Origin of the sequence: Sphingobium estronivorans (genome assembly GCF_008692605.1) — a bacterium.
Classification (GTDB): domain Bacteria; phylum Pseudomonadota; class Alphaproteobacteria; order Sphingomonadales; family Sphingomonadaceae; genus Sphingobium; species Sphingobium estronivorans.
The window spans coordinates 1-21,403 of record NZ_LFCT01000035.1 but is presented as its reverse complement, the minus strand read 5'-3'; the positions used below and the strand labels follow the sequence as shown (position 1 = coordinate 21,403).

Here is a 21,403-nt window from a genome sequence, read left to right as displayed (position 1 = left end):
GGCGTTTGATGCCGCACCAATAATCCAGGAGTGCAATAAAATGGACAAGTCGACGGAAAGCGGACTGCCGTCCGCCGCGCCCATCGCCATGGACGATGTCATAGCCAGATGGGCGCGCCGCGAGGCGTTGGAGGCGCAACTGCTTCCTGCCAACAAAGCCAACATCCTGTCCGCACTGGCGGCTGCGGGCATTGCCACGGTTGTCATTCGTTTCGACGGTTGCGGTGACAGCGGGCAGATCGAGGAGATGGAGGCTCGGGACGGGCAGGGCGTCAGCCTTACGATACCCGCCACTTTGATAGAAATTCTCGATCTACCATGGGATGGTGAAATTGCGCGGGCGCAGGTCATGTCGCTCGATCAGTCCCTGGAAGCCTATGTCTATCGACTCCTCGGCTCAAGCCATCCGGGCTGGGAAAATAATGATGGCGCCTTCGGCGAGCTCAGCTTCGATGTCGCCGCCGGTACCATCCGGCTCGACCATCATGAACGCTACACCGCGATCGAAGACTATAGTCACGAATATTGAGGGAGAGCGAAATGGGACATTGCTACCACCACGCGCTTTCGAGCGTCAGAAAATGGGGTGGGACGGTGGAAGATTACCTCTCGCTCCACCAATGGTTTGATGAACCATCAAAATGCATCATTGCCGATTATCGGCATCGCTGCCTCCGGCATCATGCCGAGGGTATCTTCATGGCCGAACATTTCTTCGGACCCATCATCACCCTGTCGACCGGGCGGGTTGTGCCAGTGCGGCTGATCGCCGAACAGCATGTCATTGAGGATCTGGGCTACATCCCATCTTTCGCTGATTGGGTTCGCTGCATTCGACCCGAACCCTGGATGGGGCGGGCGCAGCCCATCCATGTGATCGTCGATCCGTTTGCGATTTCGGACGAGACCAAAAACCCTTCCTGAATCCGAGATGGGCCGCAACGATGGCCTGTTCGCTGATGTCGGGCTGGGTTCAGGGCGCATGACCGCCAGGTCATGCCAGGACCCATTCCCGAACCAGGGGCATCGAGCCCCCGGTCCGGGAGCCTCCTCTCTTCTCTCAACTCTTCTGAGTGTGGCACGGGGTCAGCACCGGCCTCAAGGACGGCGGGGCCCCACCATTTTTCCCGGCGGGTCTGACGTGCGCGCTTCCATCCAGCATGGTGGCCGCCAGAAAAAATCGTGACCCCCACCGCCGCTGACGCGGTCGGGCTGCGCCCGATCCTTGACCCCGGCACTCGGAGCCCGTGCCGGGGAGAAAATCTCAAACTTGCAGAGGAGGTTTTCATGACCAGGATTTTCCGTAGCGCCCGCTCTTTCCCCGAAATTGCCGACCTGCTCGCACTCGAAACCGGGCAACTGTCCGACCGCTTTGCCGATGCCTTTGTCGAGACGGTGGACGGTTTCCGGATGGGTCATGCCGAGGAGACGTGCGACGCGGCGATGCCCGACGCATGGCAGGTCCAGCAGGCCATGGAATTGCTGGTCGGCACGCTCTTCGACGTGCTGCGCGACACCCGACTGGAAAGCCTGGCCGGGCGTATTGCATGGGGGATCGTGCACAGCTTTCACAAGGTCGCCGACCAACTGGAGGGGGAAGCCGACAAGGCTGCCCTCAAGGTCAAGGATCTCATTCGGGATGCCGACGGCAGCGAGGTGATGATGGCCGAACTGGAAGAAGCACAAAGCATCTGCCAGTCGCTCGACGAAGCCCGCGAGGCCGTGGCGTGCATGCGCGACCATGCAGCCGGCACCTATCTCGCCGAAACCGGAAAGCCCTGGTCTTCGCCGCGCGGGTCCCTGGTGTCTGCCAAGCGTACCGCCTCGGTGGTAGCCGCCAGCGACTTCCTGGCGGCACGCCGGGAGCGTCGGGTGGAGAGCCACGCGCCCAAAGGGCCGGTGGTGATCTTCTCCGGGGGACAGCTCTGGGAGGACCATCGCCAGATCACACAAACCCTCGATGGCATCCGCGCGCGGGTGCCGACCATGGTGCTGGCGACGACCGCGCAGGACAAGGGCTGCGACGCCATCGCCGCAGCCTGGGCGGCGCGGACCGGGACGCCGCTTATTGCTTTCACCCTCAACCGCAAGCTGGGGCAACGCGCCGGGTTCGCCCGCAACGAGCAATTGCTGGCGCTGCGTCCGGTGGAAGCGCTGGTGTGCGAAGGCTCCGGGTTGCAATCCCATCTTGCCCGGATGGTGCGGGCGCAGGGTGTGCCGGCGCATTTCTTCCGGCTTGCAGATCAACGCATCGAAGCGCAGTATCGCGGGCGTCACGAAGCCGTCTGAGGACGGTTGATGGGGACCGGTCGGTTCATCCGGCCGGTCCTCTTTTTCATTTGTCATATGGGAAGTGTCGTCCCGCTCAGGGACCCGCAGGCGGGTCCGTCGCGGAGCGATGCGGGGGTGCCCGATGGGCACCCCCGGCCTCCTGCGCGCGGCTCCGCCGTGCTCGTCGCAGGGACGCCCTACGGGCGCTTGTCGGGTTCGACGTGTGGTTGCGCAGGGAGGCTTTTCAGGGCAGCGATCGAGGCCGCCCCGCCCGCCCGGATCGCATGGGCAAGGATGTCGCGGCACTCCCGTTCCGAAAGGCGCTCAATCTCCATGTCGGCGAGCATGGCGACATATTTGCCGCGCAAGGCGCGGCGGGCGTCGAGGATATCCTGCGCGATCTTCTTCTGTCGCGCTTCAAGGTCGGCAAGCCGTTCCCGGTCAGTCAATTTGGGCATGATCATTGTCCTCATCGGATGGTCTGCCCGCCAACCTCCCTTATCGATGGAGACCATCATGATTGCAATCCAGGTCTCGCGCACAGGCGAGCAAAGAGTTGCTGCCCGGCGTGCCGCCGGGAAGAACAGGACCCCCTGCGGGGGCGCCCCGCGCCTTCCGGCACGAGGCAACGCAGCGGGCAAGCGCGCTGCGAAGAAAGGACGCACGGCCGCAGGCCGTTTGTAATGCACCCCACGCACGGGTGCTGCGCGGCGTTTTTTCCAGCATTTCTGCGGCTTTGCGGGCGTCATACGGGTATGACCGATGCACCAACGATCGTCATACCGGTATGACCGAACCATCGCATTTTCTCGATAAGATACTGAAATGACGCGGTATGACCCGTATTATTTTGCCGCATCCTGACATTTTCAACACGCCGCCCTCTGGGCGTTGAAAAATCCCTTCATTTCAACTATAAAGGCCGTGCTTCTTCTCCCCGGCAGGGGCTTCGCATCATCGGAGCTTCTGCATGGTCACGGTTACTTTTCGTCTCGACGACGCCCTCCATCGGCGCCTGTTGCGTCGCGCCCATGGGGCCGATCTCAGTCTTTCCGCCTTCATCCGATCGGTCCTGAGCCGGGCCGCCGATCCTGACCGCACTTATATTTATTCGTCCAAAGACGAGATCCTCGCGGTGGCAATCCAGACCTTCGCGCTCCTCGTGACCGCGATCGGCGAGCGATCGCCGCAGGCCCTCGAAAAGGGGCAAGGCTATGCCCGTCAGCTGCTCGATGAGCGGGGCCTGCTGGCCGAGGAGGGGCGCTCATGAGCATCTTTCGCAACGATACGCTTGGCAGCTGGACCAGGGGTGGGCAGGCCATCGTTCACAATGTCCGCATGACCACCCAGGTCTTCTATCAGACCTGCCTTGCCGGGATGGTGATCTGGATCGGTGGCATCCTCTGGTACGCGCTCGAAAAATCGTCCGACTATGAGCGCTTCGTGCTGGTGAAGATCGGGCAGGCGACTGTCATGGGAGATGCTGTTCCCGGCAATGTCACGCCCATCCTGTTCAGGACGCCGACGGGCCAACAATATTGGACGTCGCCCAAGGCGCTGCTCGACTCCCGGCTTGCCCACAAGACCCTCGCGGCCTTCGAGGGCTATCTTTTGCATGGGGCTGCTTTGTCGGGCGTCTTCGCCCTGGCCATGTTGTTTTGGGCCTGGTTCTATTTCACCCGCACGGGGCGCGGCCTGGGCTCCAATCAATTCCTGCGGGGCGCCCGCTTCGGCACCGTCGGTCAATTGAAGCGGGCACTGATCTGGCAGAAAAAGGGAGCGCTTACGATCGGCGGTGTACCCGTGCCGGAGGCTTTCGAGCCCGAACACATCCTCCTGTGCGGAGCGCCCGGCACCGGCAAAACAAACCTCATCGTCAAGATGCTGGAGGGTATTCGCGCCTCGGGTCGGCGGGCGATCGTCTATGATACGGCCGGCACTTTCGTCGAGAAATTCTATCGCCACCAATATGACACGCTGCTCAATCCCCTCGACCAGCGGACCGCTCGCTGGTCTCCCTGGGTCGATGTCCCGCGCGACTATCATTATGACCAGATCGCCGAGTCCACGATCCCGGACAAAGGGGGCGATCCCTTCTGGGCGAAATCCGCGCGAGGGACCCTGGTGGCAGTCCTGCGCAAGCTCGCCCGGCAGAAGCACACCTACGTCTCGCTGCTCCTGGACCGGTTGCTCCGATCCAAGCTCAAGGATCTTGTGGCGTTCGTGGCGGGGACCGATGCCGCCGCATTTCTCAGCATGGAGGGGGACCGGACGTCGGCCGGCATCCAGGCGGAACTGGCTTCGGTCATGCGCAGCTTCTCCTATCTCGATGACACCGAGGATGGTTTCTCCATCCGCGACTGGGTGGAAAAAGGGGAACCGGGAAGCTGGCTGTTCATCACTGTGAAGGCGGACCAGCTTCCCTCGCTGCGTCCCCTGATCACGGTCTGGCTCGATATTGCCATCAGCGCGATCATGAGCCTGATGCCGGATCGCGACCGGCGCCTCTATTGCGTCATCGACGAACTGCCGACGCTTCAGAAGCTTCCCTCGCTGAGCGACTTTTTGGCGCGGGCGCGCAAATATGGCGGCTGCGGCATATTGGGTTATCAGAGCTACCCTCAGCTTGAGGCGACCTATGGCATTCAGGATGCCGCTGCCATCACCGGCTATTGCTCGACCTGGGTGGCCTTGCGCGCCAATGACACCCCCACCGCCAGGCATGTCTCCGAGAATCTGGGCCAGGTCGAACAGGTCGAAGCCAATGAAGGCATGAGCTATGGCGTCAATGACATGCGGGACGGCGTCAATCTCTCCCGGATGCAGGTGACCCGTCCGCTTGTCATGCATACGGAGGTCACGAATCTTCCCAACCTGTCCGGCTTCCTCCGGTTCGGGCGTGACCTTCCGGTGGTCAAGTTCGCGGACCGATATAATGACGTCTCGTCGGACGAACCCGCCTTTGTCGAACGTGTAGGGCCGCCGGAACGGCTCAGCAAGGCGAGCGAACTGGTCAAGCTGGCCCAGGCCGAAGCACGGGTGCGCGAGGCGCTCGAGCGGGAAAGGGAGCAGGGTGATGACCTGCGTCCTCCCGCTAAAGAGGGGAAGGGCTCCGGTGCTTCTGCTACCGGCACACCGAGCGTAGGTGGGTCGCCCGCGGTCGAGACTGGGGCCTTGCAGGTCGATGCCATCCTTGGCGCGGAGCAGGGCGAATTGCCGATCCCGCCACGCGATGCCTGGACCTTGCTGGCGGCGCGACAGGGCAGCATCCAGTCGAAGCTTGTCCAGCATGGCCGCGCCGATGGTCCCCGCGAAGAGGCAAGGCCGGCATGATCAATCCCGTCCGCCTATATGGCAAACCCGGCAACGTCGCGCGCTATTATGCGCTCGGTGATTATTACAAAAAGGGGCCTGATGAGCGTTCCGAATGGGGAGGGGCGATAGCGCGTGACCTTGGTCTGGAAGGAAAGGTGGATTCCAGGATATTCGAGCAACTGCTTTCCGGCCGGGTTGGGGAGCAGCAGCTTGGAAGGCATTGCGGGGGCGGGGAGATCGAGCACCATCCCGGCTGGGATTTTGCGGTCAGTGCGCCCAAATCGGTTTCCATCATGGCGTTGGTCGCGGGAGACGAGCGGATACTGGCTGTACATGAAAATGCCGTTGGGAGGGCGTTGGACTATCTGGAGGAACATGCCGCCCTGCGTTGCCGCGTTGCCGGGGAGATCGTGCACGAGACGACTGGGCGACTGATCTTTGCCCGCTTCACGGAACATGCCAGCCGGGAACTCGACCCCCATCTCCACACCCATGTGGTTGTCATGAACATCACCGGGAGGGAGGGCGAGGCGCAAATGGCAAGTCTGGAAACCCGCGCCATGTTTGCCGAGCAGATGACGGCGGGACAGGTGTATCGGAATGACCTCGCCCATAGCCTGCGGGAGCTGGGTTATGAAATTGAGCATGATCCGCGCACCGGCCTTTTTGAAATCGGAGGTGTCCAGCAGGATCTGGTGAAGGCATTTTCCCAGCGCGCCGAGCAGATCGATGCCCATGCGCGGGAACAGGGGCTGACCGGGCAGGCCGGACGCCAGGCCTCCTTCTATGCGACCCGGCCCCCCAAGCAGAAGGTCGATATCGAGGCGCTGCGGGAGCAATGGCAGCAACGATCGGAACGGTATCGCGAAGGTCTTGACCTATTGAGCGGGAAGGAGCTCAGGGAGATCGTTCCACGTGCCGCTGACGTCGGCCGGGCCGCCCTGTTCGGCATGCGACAGGCGGAAAGCCGTGAAGCGGTGAACAATCTGGGACGCATATTCCGTCTTGGCCTCGCTTCCCATGTTGGAGAAGTGCGCTTGTCTGACGTCCGCCCGATGATCGAAGCCCATGAGGCACGGCGCAAGCTCCTGGCAACGCACGAGCAAACGGGCGACCGGATACTAACCCGGGGGCGCACGACGAGAAAAACCGCCCGTCTTGAGCTGGCATTGACCCAGCATCTTGCGCTTGCGCTGAACGATGCTCGGCCCATCGCGTCTGCGGACCGGCTGCTGGTCGCGCTCGAAAAGGCAGGCTTGACGCCTGCCCAGGAACAGGCGCTGGTGGATGTCGCGATCTCGCGCGATCGGGTGAATGGCATCCATGGGGTGGCCGGTTCGGGGAAATCGACGCTGGTCAAGACGCTCAAAGAGGCTGCGGAACCAGGGACCATCCTCATCGCGACCGCACCGACCTCGTCGGCGACATTGAAGCTTGGGCAGGATGCCGGCATCGAGTCCCGGACCGTTGCCAGCCTGCTTGCCGGGGGCGGTCATGGAATCAGCGACCGCCATGTTCTGGTGCTGGATGAGGCCGGGCAGCTCGGCAATCGGCAAGCGGCCCGTGTGCTGAAGATCAGCCGGAAAACGGGGGCTCGCCTTCTCCTCCTGGGTGACGATCACCAGACCGGCGCCATCGAGCAGGGCAAAGCGTTCTGGTTGCTGCAACGACTGGGATTACCGACTGCGGAACTCAAGGAGTCGGTACGGCAGGAAACCAAGTCGATGAAGGCGGCGGTTACATACGCGCGCGAGGGTGACTATCGCGCTTCGATCGCCTCGCTCGATAAGGTCGTGAGCGGGGAAAGCGTGGATGAGCTTGCCAAGGACATGGTGAGAGAGTGGACCCGGCTCAAACCGGAGCATCGCGCTGGCACGAACATTCTCGTGCTTGAAAATGCCACTCGTCTGGCTGTGAACGCCCAGATACGGGAAGCGCTCCAGAAGGAGGGGGGCATCGCCATCGAGGAGAGTCGTGTCCGGATTTTGTCGCCGGCGGGCATGACGGATGAAGAGAAGCGGTTCGCGCGCTTTTACTTGGGTGGGCAGGTCGTGAAATTTGGGCGCGACATTGCCGAGATCGGCATCGTCCGGGACGCGGAATATCGCGTTGCAGGACTTGGCCGCAATAAGAACGGCCGGCAAATCGTTCGCTTAAGCGATGAACAGGGGCGGATTATCCTATGGAATCCGCGATCGACCCGACCCCGACAGGTCAATGTCTTTGAACAAGGTGAGCGCGAATTGGCGGCCGGCGATCGCATTCAATGGCGATTGGCGAACAAGGCGCTTGATCTGAAGAATGCCGAGCGGGGCACGGTGGAAAAGCTCGATGGGATGCTGACAACAATCCGATGGGATCGGGATGACAGAGTCCAGACCGTAGACCTGTCGATGCACAAGACCTGGGATCATGGCTACGCCGAAACCGTGTATTCGTCGCAGTCCAAGACCTATGCCCGGGCCTATGTTTTGGCTCCCATCGGGTCAAGTCTCGTCAATGGACAGAATTTTTACACGGCGATTACCCGGGCGCGCCTTGGCGTGAAGCTCTGGACGGAAGACAGGGATAAGCTGGCGAAGAAATTGGAACGGAACTCTGGTGAAAAGACGTCGTCCCTGGAAGGTCTTGGCCGCCTTGATCGAGACAGCCCGCGCAGCTTCATGGAGCGTCATGGCGAGAAATTGCGTCGTCAGCGCATTGATCAGGAAATCCAGAGGCGGGAGAGGCGAGAACATTTGGGTTCGGCAAAACCCAGATCGCGCGCGGAAGGGTTGAGTTTGCCCGAAAAGCTGGCGGGTCGCGCGCGATCGGTCACCGAGCAGATCGAGTCATTTTTGCGTTCATTCATCGAACGTGACCGGCCTACGCCGGAGCCGACCCATCATCAGGGGCGTCATCAGACGAGGGGGCAGGATCGATGAGCAGGCTTTGGGGCCTGCTGACGGCAGCCATGATCGCCATGAGCGCGTCAATCGTGCATGCAACTCCCGCTAAGGCAACGCTGCTTGCGGGGGATGTCGAGGTGGCACGGTGTATTCGGCTTGCATCAAATGGAAGGGGCTGGTTGGAAAAGACGCTTTGGGGGCTGCGCGATCAGGAAGCGGGGTGGGTTGGAGCCAAGATCAGGAACGCTGACGGCAGTTACGATTTGGGCCCACTGCAGATCAACAGTTGGTGGGTGCCTCGAATTTCAGTCTTGGTTCATCGATCGGAATCCGACGTGTGGACTTGGCTTCAACATGACGCCTGCTTCAATGTGTACGCCACCCGCTGGATATTCCTGACCGAATTAAAGAGCGTCCAAGATTATTGGAAGGCGATCGGCCATTATCATAGTCGAGTTCGATGGAGGAATACACGCTATATCCAAAATGTCGGCAGGCGGCTTGTTGCACGGTTTGGGCCGGCGGCATTCGAAAAATAGGGCAGAACTCCTTCTTGCAGGCTCGGTTTATCCTCCATGTCACTATCGATAATGGAATATTATCGATAGTGACAGGAGCGTTTTCGGCGCTAGAATGCCGTTCATGGCTTTTGGGAGTAAAACACCGGACTCCGCGCTTTCTCGCCATTTTTCGCGCTATTTTTTTCCCCATAACACCGGATTCTTGCGCATAACGCCGGACTGGCGTGGCGGGGGCTATTCCCCGACGCCAGGCAGAGCCCGGCCATGAAGGCGAAATCCGCCCCGGGAATGGCCGCGCGGGCGCCGCGCCTGCCTCAGCCGAAGGCCGCGGTCTCCGGCGAGATCGTCACGGTCCTGGCGCCGGGCGAGGCCAGGCTGCCCCAACGGCGGTCCGGCGCCGCGCAGGATCGCGCAACCCAGCTCGTCGCCTTGCTCCAGGCGCTGACCGGCGAGGGGGCCGGTCTGGTCGAACTCAACTTCACGAAGAGCCTCGAGGCGCGGGCGCCCGCCAGCATCAAGGCGATCGCGGTCGACCTGGATTGCTACGCGCGCTTTGTGGCGGGGCAGGGCGGGATCGGCTTGCCCGCCAGCGAAGCTCGGCTCGTGGCCTATATCGACGATTGCGAGGCGCGGAAGCTCAAGCCCACGACGGTTTCCCGGCGCCTGTCCTCGCTGGCGGTGGCCCACCACCTGCTGGGCGTGCCCAGCTGCGTTGGTGCCGGCGTGGTCCGCGATGCCCTGCGCGGCCTGCGCCGCCGGGCCGGGGTCCGGCAGCGCCAGGCCGGACCTTTGCGGCTCGGCGAGGCCATTGGGCGGACCCCCGACAAGGGGTTCACCCTGTCGGTCCTGCTGGAAGCCTGCGGGGGCGATGTTGTGGGGCTGCGCGATGCGGCGTTGCTGTCGCTGGGCTATGACGCGGGGCTGCGCGTGTCCGAGCTGGCGGCGGTGGCGGTCGAGCATATCGATCCGCAGGAGGATGGTTCGGGCGTGCTCGAGCTGCCGCGCTCGAAAACCGACCAGGAAGGGCAGGGGGCTTTCGTCTGGCTCTCGCCCGACACGATGCGGCGGCTGGCCTGGTGGCAGGAGGCCGGGTCCATTCGCGCGGGCGTGCTGTTCCGCCGGGTGGCGGTGACCCGGACGAAGGTCCGTGCCGCGCGGCGCGCGCTCACCATCCGCGATCTTGCCCCAAACGCGCAGGTCGATCGCGAGCGCATGGCGGCTCAGCCCGCGCGCGCCGCGAGCGTGACCTACACGATCGGGGAGGATACGCTGACCGCCGCGGCGGTGCGGCTGATTATCAAGCGGACGGCGCTCGCGGCGGCCGATCAAGGGTTGGTGACGCTGATGGGTGCCGATCTGGCCGACGCGGTGTCGGCGCTGAGCACCCATTCGCTGCGGGTGGGGCTCACCCAGGACTTGTTCGCCAGCGGCGAGGATGCCGGACCGATCGCGCAGGCGCTGCGCTGGACCTCGACCGCTACTGCGCTCCGCTACGGGCGCAAACTGGCGCCGTCTTCCAATGCGGCGGCGCGCATGCTGAAGGGCATCCGAAAGTGACCCCGCTGCCGCGAAGTTTGTCCGTCTAACCGCTGTTCATCGGCAAACCATGGGACTTTCCTGAATGTCGGCTTCGGAGCAGGATGACCGCTATAGCTGCCGTTTCATGGTCGCGGTTGAGTTGCGCGTTCACATCTTCGCAAGCCTTGTTCACATCGCAAACCAGCAAGCTCGACTGCCTCATCTAATAGTGTCGCCAGCACGAACACCGGTCCTAAACCGAGCGGGATCAACATTGGGTATGGCTCTTTGGTTTCTAGGGGGCGCCGGCCAAAGGATGGCATAGGCAGGAGCCGCAATCAGCCGTTCTTCATCGTGACCGGGATTTTGAGGTAGCGTACGCCATTATGTTCCGCCTCCGGAAAGCGCCCGGCCCGGATGTTCACCTGGATGGAAGGCAACAGCAGCCGGGGCACAGCTAACGCGGCGTCCCGCGCCTCACGCATGGCGACGAAGCTGTCCTCATCCACGCCGTCATGGACATGGACGCTGGCCTGCCGTTCTTCGGCGACCGTCGTTTCCCAGCGATATTCGTCCCGGCCCGGCGCCTTGTAATCATGGCACAGAAACAGGCGGGTATCGCCCGGCAGACTCAGCAGCCTGCGGATCGAACGATAGAGAGTGCGGGCGTCACCGCCGGGAAAATCGGCGCGGGCCGTGCCATAGTCGGGCATGAACAGCGTATCGCCGACAAAGGCTGAATCACCGAGCAGATAGGCAATGTCGGCGGGCGTATGGCCGGGAACATGCATGACGGTGAAGTGGAGCGTGCCGACAAAAAATTGCTCGCCGTCGCGAAACAGCCGGTCAAAGTCAGAGCCATCGGTCCGCAATTCATCCAGCCCGAATACGGGGCGAAAGATCTTCTGCACATCGCGGATATGCTCACCAATGCCGATAGGCGCGCCGGTCTTCGCCTTGATGAAGGGTGCGGCCGACAGATGATCGGCATGGGCATGGGTTTCCAGCACCATGACGATCCGCCAGCCGCGTTCCCGCGCAAAGGCCAGCATCCGTTCGGCAGAGCGCGTGTCCGCCTGTCCGCTGGCGATGTCGAAATCCATCACCGGGTCGATAACGGCTGCCTCGCACGTTTCGGGGTCGGCGACCAGATAGCTGACCGTAAAGGTCACTTCGTCGAAAAAAGCTTCGATCAGGGGCTTTGCTGCCATGGGCTCCTCCATTTCGCTTGACATTATATTATAGTTTGCTAAATTAGCAATATCTAATGGAGTGCAATAATGATCCGTCCGCCAATGGATCTTTCCACTTTCGAGAAGAAGGCGGCGGAGGTGTCGGCCCTGTTGAAGGCGATGGGCAATGCCCGACGCCTGATGGTGCTGTGCAAGCTCGTCGAACATGGCGAGATGACCGTGACCGACCTCGCGCGGGAGGTCGGCCTGTCACAATCCGCCTTGTCGCAGCATCTTGCCCGGATGCGGGAGGAAGGGCTGGTCGCCTTTCGCCGGGAAAGCCAGACGCTCTGGTATCGCATCGCCGACCCCCGGACGGAACAATTGCTCGCCAGCCTCTACACCATCTTCTGCAAGGAATGACTCCGATGCCGATTGCAACCGTCACGCCGCAGGATGCGGCCAGGGCCATGGCGGCGGGCGCCACGCTCGTCGACATTCGTGATGCCGACGAACATGTCCGCGAAAACATAGCTGGCGCCATCCACGTCACGCTGGCGCGCCTGGCAGAACTGCCGAAAGTCGACGGGCCGATCATCTTCCATTGCAAATCCGGGATGCGGACACAGGCCAATGCGCAGGTGCTTGCCGCGGCGGCGGGCGCCACGCCCTGCCAGATATTGGAAGGCGGCCTCGACGGGTGGCGGGCGGCGGGTTTGCCCACCCGCGTCGATCGCCACCAGCCGATCGAGGTCATGCGGCAGGTGCAATTGGTGGCGGGCGGGCTGGTGCTGCTGGGCGTCATGCTCGGCTTTCTGGTTGCTCCGGCCTTTTTCGGTCTTTCCGCCTTTGTCGGCGCGGGGCTGATGATGGCGGGCGCCACAGGTTGGTGCGGCATGGCGAAGCTGTTGCGGCTGATGCCATGGAACCGCCGCTCGCTGAGCGCCTGAGGCGATGATGCCCCAGGCCATGATCGCGGCCGCGCTGACATCGGGCGGGGTCATCGGCATCGTCCTGGGCCTTGTCGGCGGGGGCGGGTCGATCCTTGCCGTGCCGCTGCTGGTCTATGTCGTGGGAGTGGCCTCCCCTCATGCCGCCATCGGAACGGCGGCCGTCGCGGTGGCCGCCAATGCCGCCGCCAGCCTGATCGGCCATGCCCGTGCGGGCACGGTGAAATGGCCCTGCGCCCTCGTCTTTGCGACGGCGGGCGCGACCGGGGCCGCCATCGGCGCGGAAATCGGCAAGGCGGTGGACGGCAAAAGACTGCTGATGCTGTTCGGCCTGCTGATGATCGGCGTCGGCCTTTCCATGCTGCGCAAGAGACGAACCGTCGAAGCGCCCGACGTCCGCCTGTCGCGCGCGACGGCTGCGACACTGTTACCCCGCCTTTTGCCTATCGGTCTTGGCGTTGGGCTGGCAGCAGGGTTTTTCGGGATCGGCGGCGGTTTCCTGATCGTGCCCGGCCTGATGTTGGCGACGGCGATGCCGCTCAAAAATGCGGTCGGCACGTCGCTGGTGGTCGTCACCGCGCTGGGGCTGACTACGGCGGCATCCTATGCGCTGTCCGGCTATGTCGACTGGCTGCTGGTGGGCGTGATGATACTGGGCGGGATCGGCGGTTCCGGGATCGGCATCCTGCTGGGACGCAGGCTTGCGGCGCGCAAGGGGCTGCTGGAGCGGCTCTTCGCCCTCACGGTGATGACCGTGGGCGCCTATGTTACGATAGGCGCGGTCTGAGCGTGGCCGTCAACCTGTCTGACTGGCTTCGATCTGGCCGGTTGGGATCTGGTACCGAAATCGATGGCTTCTCAGAAAATTCTCATAAAAACCAACAGATGTGATGCGCAGCATTATCGCAGCGAATTTTTCCCCAAGCCATTTCTTGCAGCTGAGCGTTGCTCGTCGCGATGGAAGGCCATCAATATCCCTAAAAGAATCAGCACAGTTAACATTGCCGAACCGCCATAGGACATAAGCGGGAGCGGAATGCCGACCACAGGTGCAAGTCCCATCACCATGGACAGGTTGATGCCCAGGTAGAGGAAGAGGGTGAAAGACAGTCCCGACGCAGTGAGCTGCGTGAATCGAAATCTGCTCTTGAAGCCAATCCTCAAGCCCCACCGTATAAGATATCCATAGGTGAGGACTATGAAAATTCCTCCAATCATGCCCCATTCTTCCATCATGGTAGCGAATATGAAGTCGGTGTGCGTTTCCGGGAGATATTCCAAGTGGCTTTGGGTGCCGCTCAAAAAGCCCTTCCCCCACACACCACCCGATCCAATGGCGATTTTAGATTGGCTGATGTGATATCCCGTTCCCAAAGGATCGCTGTCTGGGTCGAGAAAAATGAGGATGCGGTTCTTTTGATAGTCATGCAGCATAGCCCAACCAACCGGCGCCATGGCCAATAACGCCGCCCCGGCGCCAATGAAATAGCGCCACGCCGTTCCCGCGAGGAACATAAGGCAGACGCCGGCAAAGGTGATCATCATGGCTGTGCCCAGATCAGGCTGCAACATGACCAAACCTGCCGGGACGCCCACAATCGCTGCCCCTGCCAGCACAATGGCCGGACTGCTTGTGAACATTGGCGGCGTCCGATGATAGAAACGTGCCAATGTCAGGACTAAGGCGATCTTCATGAATTCCGATGGCTGGAGCCTTATGATGCCCAGCTCAATCCATCTTTGCGCGCCCATGCCGATCTTGCCGAACAGCTCTACGACAAGCAGCAGGCCCAGGGTAATAACGTAGAAGGGATATGCGGCCTTCATCCATGTCGATACGGGCACAAGTGAAACAGCGCACATCAAGCCGAATAATGCGATAAAGCGGATACCCTGATTAAGCGCCCATGGCGAGGCACTACCTCCTGCGGCCGAATAAAGGGTGGCCAGACCAAAAGCCGTTATTGCGAACAGGACAATCAGCATGTCCCAAGGGAGGCGACGAAGGCTGTCGGGAATTAGGCTCATCTGCTCATCTGGATAACTTCTGGACCTAACCCTTGAGAATTCTGGGAGGACCAGGCACTTTACGCAAAGTCATGAGTGCGGTTGCGTTCAACTCAATATACAGTGGGTACGCCATACTTGGCGATCCGAATAAGTCCGCCGCTTCTCATGCGCTAACCGGATGCATCAAGACCTGAACCAGATACTCATTGTCCGGTAAACGCCGCTGCGCGATCACGATGGCCTCTTGCACGAGCGCGGCATAAAGCTGTCGCCGCGTTTCCACGCTCGCCGTCTGGCAATCCAGTTCCGCGAACTCCGCTGAAAGCGCTTGGACGAGCTTGGGGCGGACTGAGGTTATGGTCGGCGCTTCCATCCAATTATGCATCAAATGATCTCTCCATCATCGCTTCCTCTCATCCCGGCCGGGCGAGCCAGAGCTGGTGTGCCGTTCACCACGAGATGTTTTCCGAACTTACAATCCGACAAATTGAGGCCACGGCGGCGGCGCTATGGGCTTAATAGAAAACCGCCGCCGTGGTCGGGTCGCTGATACCTCTCCAAGGGCATGAAAGGCATAGCATCTGCATTCTAGAGTTGGCCTGGCAGCAGGTCCATATATGTAAATCCTATATAGTGTCTCTGTGAACAAGGATGCCGGTCAGGCTAAGCAGTTTTGTAAATTGGCGGTCACCGACCGGTGGTTCCACCGATGCCCATTCATCCGACCCCAGCGCCGCAGGCATTCGCTGAGAAAGAAATTATATATGGCGGAAGCGGTGATGGCTGCGGCAACGTCGCTCGGCAGGCCCGCGAATGAACCAAAAAAGGCAGCGCTTACGCCCATAGAGCAGCAAGGCGGTTACGCGCTTCCCGTATCGTGTACAAATTTCGGGACCCAAAGCGTGGAATGACCGCTCTGGGTAAAATCCACATGCACGGATTTTATATGCTCTGATGCAAAGGCTCCAGAGCCATAGAAAAGCTATAGTAACCCCCAATCCCGATCCTGTGTAACATGAGCGAACTGCAATTGGCAGCGCTGCAATTCCGGCGCTTTTGAATATCGTTGATGGTGCCCGCAACAATGATCCCTATTCTGCTTATGATGGTCGCGGCCAGCGCGCAGAACGCAGCTTCGGTTCTTAGTCCCGCTGCAACCTATCCCCCCGGCGCCGTGGTGCAGCCGATCCCCCAATCGACCGAGCCAAGCCCATGGCGGCAGGTGCAAAGCCGGATCGGTGTGGTGAGCGATTCAAGCATCTCCGGCACGATCAGCCAGTGGCGTGCGCTCCAGCAAAACGATGCACTTGGGTCGTCCACCTATATGAACTTCATCATGGTCAATCCCGGCTGGCCGGGCGAGGACCGGATGCGGCGGCTGGCGGAAACGGGGATCAATCCCAACAGCTATGATCCGGGGCAGGTCGTCCCCTTCTTCACCCGCTTCCCGCCGCGCACTGCGACCGGCAATGCACGCTATGCGCTCGCCCTGATGCAGCAGGGGCGCATGGGCGAGGCGCGGATTGCAGCGCGCAATGCATGGATCGGCGGCATTTTGACCCCCGATGACGAGGCTCGGCTGCTTGCCCTCTTCGGTTCCAGCTGGACCTCGGTGGAGCATGACCTACGCGCTGACGCCCTGCTTTGGAAAGGCGACACGATCGGCACGCAGCGGATGTTGGCCTATGTCTCGCCCGCCCGCCGTCCGATCTATGAGGCGCGCATAGCCTTCCGCCAGAAGGCACCCGATGCCGCGATGAAGATGCAACTGGCCGACGCGCTGGGCGCCACCGACGCCGGTTTTGTCGCAGACAAGGCGAACTGGCTGCTGAACACTGGCAACTGGATCGCAGGGCGGCAATATCTCGCCAACCGTCCGGCGCTGACTTTCCGGCCGGGCGACGCGGAAAAATGGTATGAGGTGCTGCTGAACCAGGCCCGCGCCGCCGCGAATGACAGCCAGTGGAGCTTCGCTTACGGCATCGCCAGTAAGCTGGACGATGCCTATCTGCCCGGCACCGACGTGAGAATACGTCCGATTGGTGAGCGCGACGATTATACCAGCCTCGCTTGGTTGGCAGGATCGATGGCCTTCTATAATCTGAACAAACCACAAGATGCGATGGAAATGTTCCGTCGTTATGCGGAAGCCGCGAAATCGCCGCAGACCCAATCAAAAGGCTTTTACTGGGCGGGCCGCGCCGCGCTTCAGGCTGGCGACAATGCCAGTGCGAACAGCTATTTCGCCCGCGCTGCCGTCTTCCCCGACCAGTTCTATGGCCAGCTCGCGCTCGAACGGCTGGGCCACCCGATCCCCGCGCCTACCGCTGTCGAGCGCCCGGTGGAAATCTCCGCCGCCGAGCGGACCGCCTTCGCCAGCCGTTCGGTGGTCCGCGCCGTCAAGGCCTTGGGCGAAATGGGCTATTGGCAGGATCAGAGCAAATTCGCCCGCGCCATCGCCAATAATGCCGACAGCGACGCTGACCATTATCTCGCGGTCGAGCTGGCGCAGAGCATCGGCCGTCCCGACATGGGTGTGATGGTCGGCCGCCGCGCCGTGTCGAGCGGCCTCGCCGGCTATGGCACCAGCGCTTTCCCGCGCGTGCCTGTGCCGTCCGAAGCGCAATATAACTGGACCATGGTGCATGCCATCGCCCGGCAGGAAAGCCAGTTTGACCGGCAGATTGTCAGCCATGCGGGTGCCCGCGGCCTGATGCAGCTGATGCCCGGAACGGCGCGCGAGCAGGCAGGGAAATTGGGCATGAGCTACAATCCCAGTGCTCTCAATGATCCCAATTACAACATCATGCTGGGCTCCTCCTACTTCCAACGGATGCTCAACTATTATGGCGGCAGCTATCCGCTGGCGGTGGCGGCCTATAATGCCGGGCCGGGCAATGTGAACCGCTGGATCAAGGCCAATGGCGACCCCCGTATGCCCGGCGCAGACATGCTCCATTGGATCGAGCAGATCCCGATCTACGAGACCAAAAATTATGTCCAGCGGGTGCTGGAGAATGCCGTGGTCTATGAAGCGATGAACCCCGAACATGCCCATTTCCGGGGCTCAGCCACGCCATTGTCGAAATATCTGGGCAAACAGACACCGGGCTGAGGCTGCCAACCATCATCGCTGGATTATTGGGTTCATATCAGTTTTGAAAAGGGCTTCGGCCTGCACATTGGGCGACGAAGCGAATTGAATTTGCGATGAAACGAATTTCACTTCTGTGCGTTTTTTCATGTGCAATAACGTTGCGGCGGGTGCGGTTTCCGGTTTGTTCTAGATGGCAGAGATGTGAAGCTGCGGCGTCGCCTTGAGGTGAGGAGGGCGATGACGGGATTTCCAGGAACCGCGAAGATCAAGGCTGGCGTGGCCCGGCGCGCGACCGACCTGGGTGCGTTCATGGGGCGTCGATGGTGGAACCATCGTTGGCTGAAAGTCGCATTCATCGGAACATTGGTCTTCCTTCTGCTCGCGGTTCTGGAGATGCGAACCTCCTATATCCAGTCTCAGCTTTTTTCTCACGTCGCTGGGCGGATGCATTTCAGTCTGGGCGATGGTGCGAATGACGACATCGTTTTTCCTGGCCACGGCCCCTTCAACCGGCGACTGGGCTATGCGCGATTGCCGGATTATATAGCCAGCCTAACGCGCAAGGGATATGCGATCGAAAAGCAGGCGCGACCGTCGCCCACGTTGCGAGCATTCCAAAATCTCGGCGGATTTCCGCCCTATCGTGAAAAGGCTTCGGCGGGCCTGACGCTGATCGGCGACAAAGGTCGGCCGATCTTCTCCTATCGCGATCCGGCTCACGTCTATGCGTCCTATATGGACGTACCCGACCTTGCGGTGCGAAGCCTCCTCTTCGTCGAAAATCGCGAACTCCTCAATCTGCGTCATCCTCGCCGCAATCCGGCGGTAGAATGGGATCGGCTGGGCCTCGCGCTGGTGAGCTTTGGCACTCGCGCCGATGGCGAGCGCAGTCCAGGCGGCAGCACGATCGCCACGCAGATGGAAAAGCTGCGTCACTCGCCCGAGGGACGGACAACCGGTGCTATCGAAAAGCTGCGTCAGATGACATCTGCCTCGCTGCGCGCCTATAATTCAGGTCTCAATACGATCGCATTCCGCAAACAGACGGTGGTCGATGCGCTTAACCTGATACCGCTGGCAGGCTTTCCGGGGCATGGTGAGGTCACCGGCCTCGGCGACGGGCTACAACTCTGGTATGGAGCCGATTTTGCGAGCGTGAACCGGACGCTTCGCGGGCCAGTGCGGTCGACGTCCGACTGGGGTCGGAAGGGCCTTGCTCTCAAGCAGGTGCTCAGCCTTGTGATCGCCCAACGCCGCCCTGCTTATTATCTGGGGAAGGGGCGGACCGAACTGGAGGCGCTCACGGAGAGCTATCTGCGTCTGATGGCCTCTGAAGGTGTCATCCAGTCCGAGCTTGGCGATGCCGCGATTGCTGCGCGGCTCCGGTTCAACAGAACGCCGCCTGTTCCGGCACCTCTGCCTGACTCCATCACCAAGGCTGCGAATGCATTGAGACTGGATCTTGCGAAGCTGATCAAAACGCCAAGCTTCTATGATCTCCACCGCCTGGATCTCACTGTCGACACGGCAATCGACAAAAAGGCCCAGGAGGAGGCTACGGCGTTGCTGCGAAGCCTGAAGCAGCCCGGTAGGTTGTCGGAACTTGGCCTGATCGGTCCGCGCTTGCTTGCCGGGGATGCGCCCGCCCAGGTCAATTACAGCTTCACCCTTTATGAACGCGGTCCCGACGCCACCCATGTCCGCATCCGCACGGACAGCCTTGACGGTCCGCTGGACGTGAATGCCGGAACGAAGCTGGAATTGGGTTCTACCGCGAAGGTTCGCACCCTCATCACCTATCTCGACATCGTCGCCGATCTGCATGGCAAGCTGAAAGGGCAGTCAACCGAACAACTGACGCGCCTGAGCGAAAAGGGAGATGCATTGACTGCCTGGGTCGCCGGGCAGCTTCTTGAAAAGGGCGATGTTCTTAAAAGGGGAGACGGTGGGCTTGCGGCCATCATCGACGCGGCGATGGAGAAGGAATATTCCGCCGGGACGGGCGAGCGCTTCTTCACGGCGGGTGGGATGCACCGCTTCGCCAATTTCAGCCGCCGGGATGGCGGCATGATGACCGTGTCCCATGCGCTCCAGCAGAGCGTCAATCTCGTCTTCATCCGCATGATGCGCGATATCGTAGACTATCATATCGCTCGCATCCCCGGCACGGAAGGGATACTCGAAAACCCCGATCATCCCGCCCGGCGCGAATATCTGCGACGTTTCATCGACATGGAAGGCCGCCAGTATCTCGCCCGCTTCCTTCCCGCCTATCGCGATCTGGGCCGGGCGGCGATCCTGACCCACGTGGCGGAGCGCGCCAAATATCTTCGGCCCCGGCTGGCAGCAGCGTTCCGCACAGTGCTGCCCCAAGGTGATTTCGATCAATTTTCCGCCTTCATTCGTCGGTGGGCGGCACATCCGCCGACAGATGATGAGGGGATGCGCGATCTGTACGAGACCTATGCGCCCGACCGGCTCGATCTGGCCGACCGATCCTATATCGCCGATATTCATCCGCTCGAACTATGGCTGGCCGGTTATCTTTATGCGCACCCCGGCGCCTCCTGGCGGGACATCGTTGCTGCCGGCGCCGACGTGCGGCAAGAATCCTACCGCTGGCTGCTCAAGCCCAACCGCTTTGCCGCCCAGAACCGCCGGATCAGAACCATGCTGGAGCAGCAGGCATTCATCCCGATCCATAAAGACTGGCAGCGTGTCGGTTATCCGTTCGACGCGCTCATTCCTTCCTATGCGACGGCGATCGGCACATCGGGAGATCGTCCCGACGCGCTGGCCGAACTGATGGGCATCATTGCCAGTGGCGGCTATCGGCTGGCGCCCAGACTGATCGAGAGGCTGCACTTCGCGGAAGGCACGCCCTATGAAACAATCATGACGGCGAAGCCTGAAAAGGGCGAACGGGTGCTTCGCCCGGAGATTGCCGCGGCCGTCCGTCGCGGTCTGATCGATGTGGTGGAAAATGGCACGGCGAGGCGCGCCTATGAAGCTGTCGTCGGGCCGGACGGCAAAGTGATCGCGATCGGCGGCAAGACAGGGACGGGCGATAATCGCGAGCAGAGATATGGGTCGGGACACAGGCTGGTCGGGTCAGAGGCGCGATCGCGCACAGCCACCTTCGCTTTCTTCATCGGCGATCGCTATTTCGGTACTGTGACGGCGTTCGTGGAGGGCAGCGCCGCTTCCCATTACCGGTTCACGAGCGCCTTGCCGGCGCAATTGTTCAAACTTCTGGCGCCCGTGACAGAGCAGGTGATCCGCCCCGCTGCGAACAGCGACCGGGCAGAGCCGGAAAAGGCCGCCGAATTCGACTGGCAGGCTGCGCTTGCCCAGCCCCATCTGCCTGGCACCGCGCCATCGGGCTTTTCGCGGCCACCATCCTTGCTGGTGGCCTTCGATTGACCCGTGGCCGCCTCTCTTGCTCTTGTCCGGTCCGCCGATCGGCAAGCCAGGGAGCAGGGATGGAACCACATGATTGGAGACATTGTGATGGACTGGCATGAATGGAGCCAACGTCTGGGACTGGGCGCCGTACAGGCGCCCGACCTTGCATCGCTGATCGTCGTTGTGGGGCTGGTTGCCGGTGCCTGAGCGATCGGCTGGGTGGCGGGACGAATGAGGTGGCCTCGCCTTCTTGGAC

The 21,403-nt window shown here is 61.4% G+C and carries 17 protein-coding genes; 13 read left to right on the top strand and 4 right to left on the bottom strand.

The features are described from left to right. The first annotated feature begins 40 nt into the window (after positions 1 to 40). From F7P65_RS20195 to F7P65_RS20185, 3 genes are all read left to right on the top strand, one after another. The gene (locus F7P65_RS20195; protein ID WP_150295052.1) at positions 41 to 529 is read left to right on the top strand and encodes a DUF6878 family protein; all 489 of its coding nucleotides are present in this window, start codon (positions 41 to 43) and stop codon (positions 527 to 529) included. Positions 530 to 540: 11 nt separating this feature from the next. Further along, entirely contained in the window at positions 541 to 924 is a 384-nt protein-coding gene (locus F7P65_RS20190) for a DUF6915 family protein (protein ID WP_150295097.1), read from the top strand. Between the two features lie 363 nt (positions 925 to 1,287). After that, positions 1,288 to 2,289, top strand: coding sequence for a DUF2493 domain-containing protein (locus tag F7P65_RS20185; RefSeq protein ID WP_150295050.1), 1,002 nt, complete (start codon positions 1,288 to 1,290; stop codon positions 2,287 to 2,289). 179 nt (positions 2,290 to 2,468) lie between these two features. On the opposite strand, the gene F7P65_RS20180 is transcribed toward F7P65_RS20185, so the two are convergent. Then, a complete protein-coding gene (locus tag F7P65_RS20180) occupies positions 2,469 to 2,729 on the bottom strand; it encodes a hypothetical protein (RefSeq protein WP_150295048.1) in 261 nt (86 codons plus the stop codon). 512 nt (positions 2,730 to 3,241) lie between these two features. Between F7P65_RS20180 and F7P65_RS20175 the strand changes: the two genes are divergently transcribed. From F7P65_RS20175 to F7P65_RS20155, 5 genes are all read left to right on the top strand, one after another. Next, positions 3,242 to 3,541, top strand: a complete 300-nt coding sequence (locus F7P65_RS20175) for a CopG family transcriptional regulator (protein ID WP_150295046.1) — start codon at positions 3,242 to 3,244, stop codon at positions 3,539 to 3,541. After that, positions 3,538 to 5,604: a type IV secretion system DNA-binding domain-containing protein gene (locus F7P65_RS20170; RefSeq protein WP_150295044.1), complete on the top strand. Its 2,067-nt coding sequence runs from the start codon at positions 3,538 to 3,540 to the stop codon at positions 5,602 to 5,604. Before F7P65_RS20175 ends, F7P65_RS20170 begins: the two co-directional genes overlap by 4 nt. After that, complete coding sequence (gene mobF / locus F7P65_RS20165; RefSeq protein WP_150295042.1) at positions 5,601 to 8,510, top strand: MobF family relaxase; 2,910 nt, start codon at positions 5,601 to 5,603, stop codon at positions 8,508 to 8,510. The genes F7P65_RS20170 and mobF overlap by 4 nt, the downstream gene beginning before the upstream one ends. Next, the gene (locus tag F7P65_RS20160) at positions 8,507 to 9,013 is read left to right on the top strand and encodes a lytic transglycosylase domain-containing protein (RefSeq protein ID WP_240334412.1); all 507 of its coding nucleotides are present in this window, start codon (positions 8,507 to 8,509) and stop codon (positions 9,011 to 9,013) included. Before mobF ends, F7P65_RS20160 begins: the two co-directional genes overlap by 4 nt. A gap of 246 nt (positions 9,014 to 9,259) precedes the next feature. Next, positions 9,260 to 10,552 (top strand): tyrosine-type recombinase/integrase, encoded by a 1,293-nt coding sequence (locus tag F7P65_RS20155; RefSeq protein ID WP_338053923.1) that lies wholly within the window; start codon positions 9,260 to 9,262, stop codon positions 10,550 to 10,552. Positions 10,553 to 10,851: 299 nt separating this feature from the next. Here F7P65_RS20155 and F7P65_RS20150 read toward each other — a convergent pair whose 3' ends face one another. Beyond that, positions 10,852 to 11,724: an MBL fold metallo-hydrolase gene (locus tag F7P65_RS20150; protein ID WP_240334411.1), complete on the bottom strand. Its 873-nt coding sequence runs from the start codon at positions 11,722 to 11,724 to the stop codon at positions 10,852 to 10,854. 69 nt (positions 11,725 to 11,793) lie between these two features. On the opposite strand from F7P65_RS20150, the gene F7P65_RS20145 reads away from it, so the two are divergent. From F7P65_RS20145 to F7P65_RS20135, 3 genes are read left to right on the top strand one after another with little or no spacing between them, the layout of a single operon-like run. Further along, positions 11,794 to 12,108, top strand: a complete 315-nt coding sequence (locus tag F7P65_RS20145; protein WP_150295039.1) for an ArsR/SmtB family transcription factor — start codon at positions 11,794 to 11,796, stop codon at positions 12,106 to 12,108. A 5-nt stretch (positions 12,109 to 12,113) separates the two neighbouring features. Next, positions 12,114 to 12,635: a rhodanese family protein gene (locus tag F7P65_RS20140; RefSeq protein WP_150295037.1), complete on the top strand. Its 522-nt coding sequence runs from the start codon at positions 12,114 to 12,116 to the stop codon at positions 12,633 to 12,635. Between the two features lie 19 nt (positions 12,636 to 12,654). Further along, the gene (locus F7P65_RS20135; RefSeq protein ID WP_240334410.1) at positions 12,655 to 13,422 is read left to right on the top strand and encodes a sulfite exporter TauE/SafE family protein; all 768 of its coding nucleotides are present in this window, start codon (positions 12,655 to 12,657) and stop codon (positions 13,420 to 13,422) included. Positions 13,423 to 13,535: 113 nt separating this feature from the next. Here the strand turns inward: F7P65_RS20135 and rodA are convergent, their stop codons facing one another. After that, on the bottom strand, positions 13,536 to 14,621 hold the full coding sequence (rodA, locus tag F7P65_RS20130; RefSeq protein ID WP_420853329.1) for a rod shape-determining protein RodA: 1,086 nt from the start codon (positions 14,619 to 14,621) through the stop codon (positions 13,536 to 13,538). A 187-nt stretch (positions 14,622 to 14,808) separates the two neighbouring features. Next, on the bottom strand, positions 14,809 to 15,018 hold the full coding sequence (locus F7P65_RS20125; RefSeq protein WP_150295032.1) for a hypothetical protein: 210 nt from the start codon (positions 15,016 to 15,018) through the stop codon (positions 14,809 to 14,811). Between the two features lie 711 nt (positions 15,019 to 15,729). Between F7P65_RS20125 and F7P65_RS20120 the strand changes: the two genes are divergently transcribed. Together F7P65_RS20120 and F7P65_RS20115 are read left to right on the top strand one after the other, a co-directional pair. Continuing rightward, positions 15,730 to 17,760, top strand: coding sequence for a lytic transglycosylase domain-containing protein (locus F7P65_RS20120; protein ID WP_205452199.1), 2,031 nt, complete (start codon positions 15,730 to 15,732; stop codon positions 17,758 to 17,760). Between the two features lie 219 nt (positions 17,761 to 17,979). Then, a complete protein-coding gene (locus F7P65_RS20115) occupies positions 17,980 to 21,165 on the top strand; it encodes a penicillin-binding transpeptidase domain-containing protein (protein WP_150295028.1) in 3,186 nt (1,061 codons plus the stop codon). Positions 21,166 to 21,403: the final 238 nt, after the last annotated feature.

Coding starts and splice junctions, on each gene's coding strand:
- F7P65_RS20195 (WP_150295052.1), top strand. CDS start 41: ATGGACAAGTCGACGGAAAGCGGACTGCCGTCCGCCGCGCCCATCGCC.
- F7P65_RS20190 (WP_150295097.1), top strand. CDS start 541: ATGGGACATTGCTACCACCACGCGCTTTCGAGCGTCAGAAAATGGGGT.
- F7P65_RS20185 (WP_150295050.1), top strand. CDS start 1,288: ATGACCAGGATTTTCCGTAGCGCCCGCTCTTTCCCCGAAATTGCCGAC.
- F7P65_RS20180 (WP_150295048.1), bottom strand. CDS start 2,729: ATGCCCAAATTGACTGACCGGGAACGGCTTGCCGACCTTGAAGCGCGA.
- F7P65_RS20175 (WP_150295046.1), top strand. CDS start 3,242: ATGGTCACGGTTACTTTTCGTCTCGACGACGCCCTCCATCGGCGCCTG.
- F7P65_RS20170 (WP_150295044.1), top strand. CDS start 3,538: ATGAGCATCTTTCGCAACGATACGCTTGGCAGCTGGACCAGGGGTGGG.
- mobF (WP_150295042.1), top strand. CDS start 5,601: ATGATCAATCCCGTCCGCCTATATGGCAAACCCGGCAACGTCGCGCGC.
- F7P65_RS20160 (WP_240334412.1), top strand. CDS start 8,507: ATGAGCAGGCTTTGGGGCCTGCTGACGGCAGCCATGATCGCCATGAGC.
- F7P65_RS20155 (WP_338053923.1), top strand. CDS start 9,260: ATGAAGGCGAAATCCGCCCCGGGAATGGCCGCGCGGGCGCCGCGCCTG.
- F7P65_RS20150 (WP_240334411.1), bottom strand. CDS start 11,724: ATGGCAGCAAAGCCCCTGATCGAAGCTTTTTTCGACGAAGTGACCTTT.
- F7P65_RS20145 (WP_150295039.1), top strand. CDS start 11,794: ATGATCCGTCCGCCAATGGATCTTTCCACTTTCGAGAAGAAGGCGGCG.
- F7P65_RS20140 (WP_150295037.1), top strand. CDS start 12,114: ATGCCGATTGCAACCGTCACGCCGCAGGATGCGGCCAGGGCCATGGCG.
- F7P65_RS20135 (WP_240334410.1), top strand. CDS start 12,655: ATGATCGCGGCCGCGCTGACATCGGGCGGGGTCATCGGCATCGTCCTG.
- rodA (WP_420853329.1), bottom strand. CDS start 14,621: ATGCTGATTGTCCTGTTCGCAATAACGGCTTTTGGTCTGGCCACCCTT.
- F7P65_RS20125 (WP_150295032.1), bottom strand. CDS start 15,018: ATGGAAGCGCCGACCATAACCTCAGTCCGCCCCAAGCTCGTCCAAGCG.
- F7P65_RS20120 (WP_205452199.1), top strand. CDS start 15,730: ATGATCCCTATTCTGCTTATGATGGTCGCGGCCAGCGCGCAGAACGCA.
- F7P65_RS20115 (WP_150295028.1), top strand. CDS start 17,980: ATGACGGGATTTCCAGGAACCGCGAAGATCAAGGCTGGCGTGGCCCGG.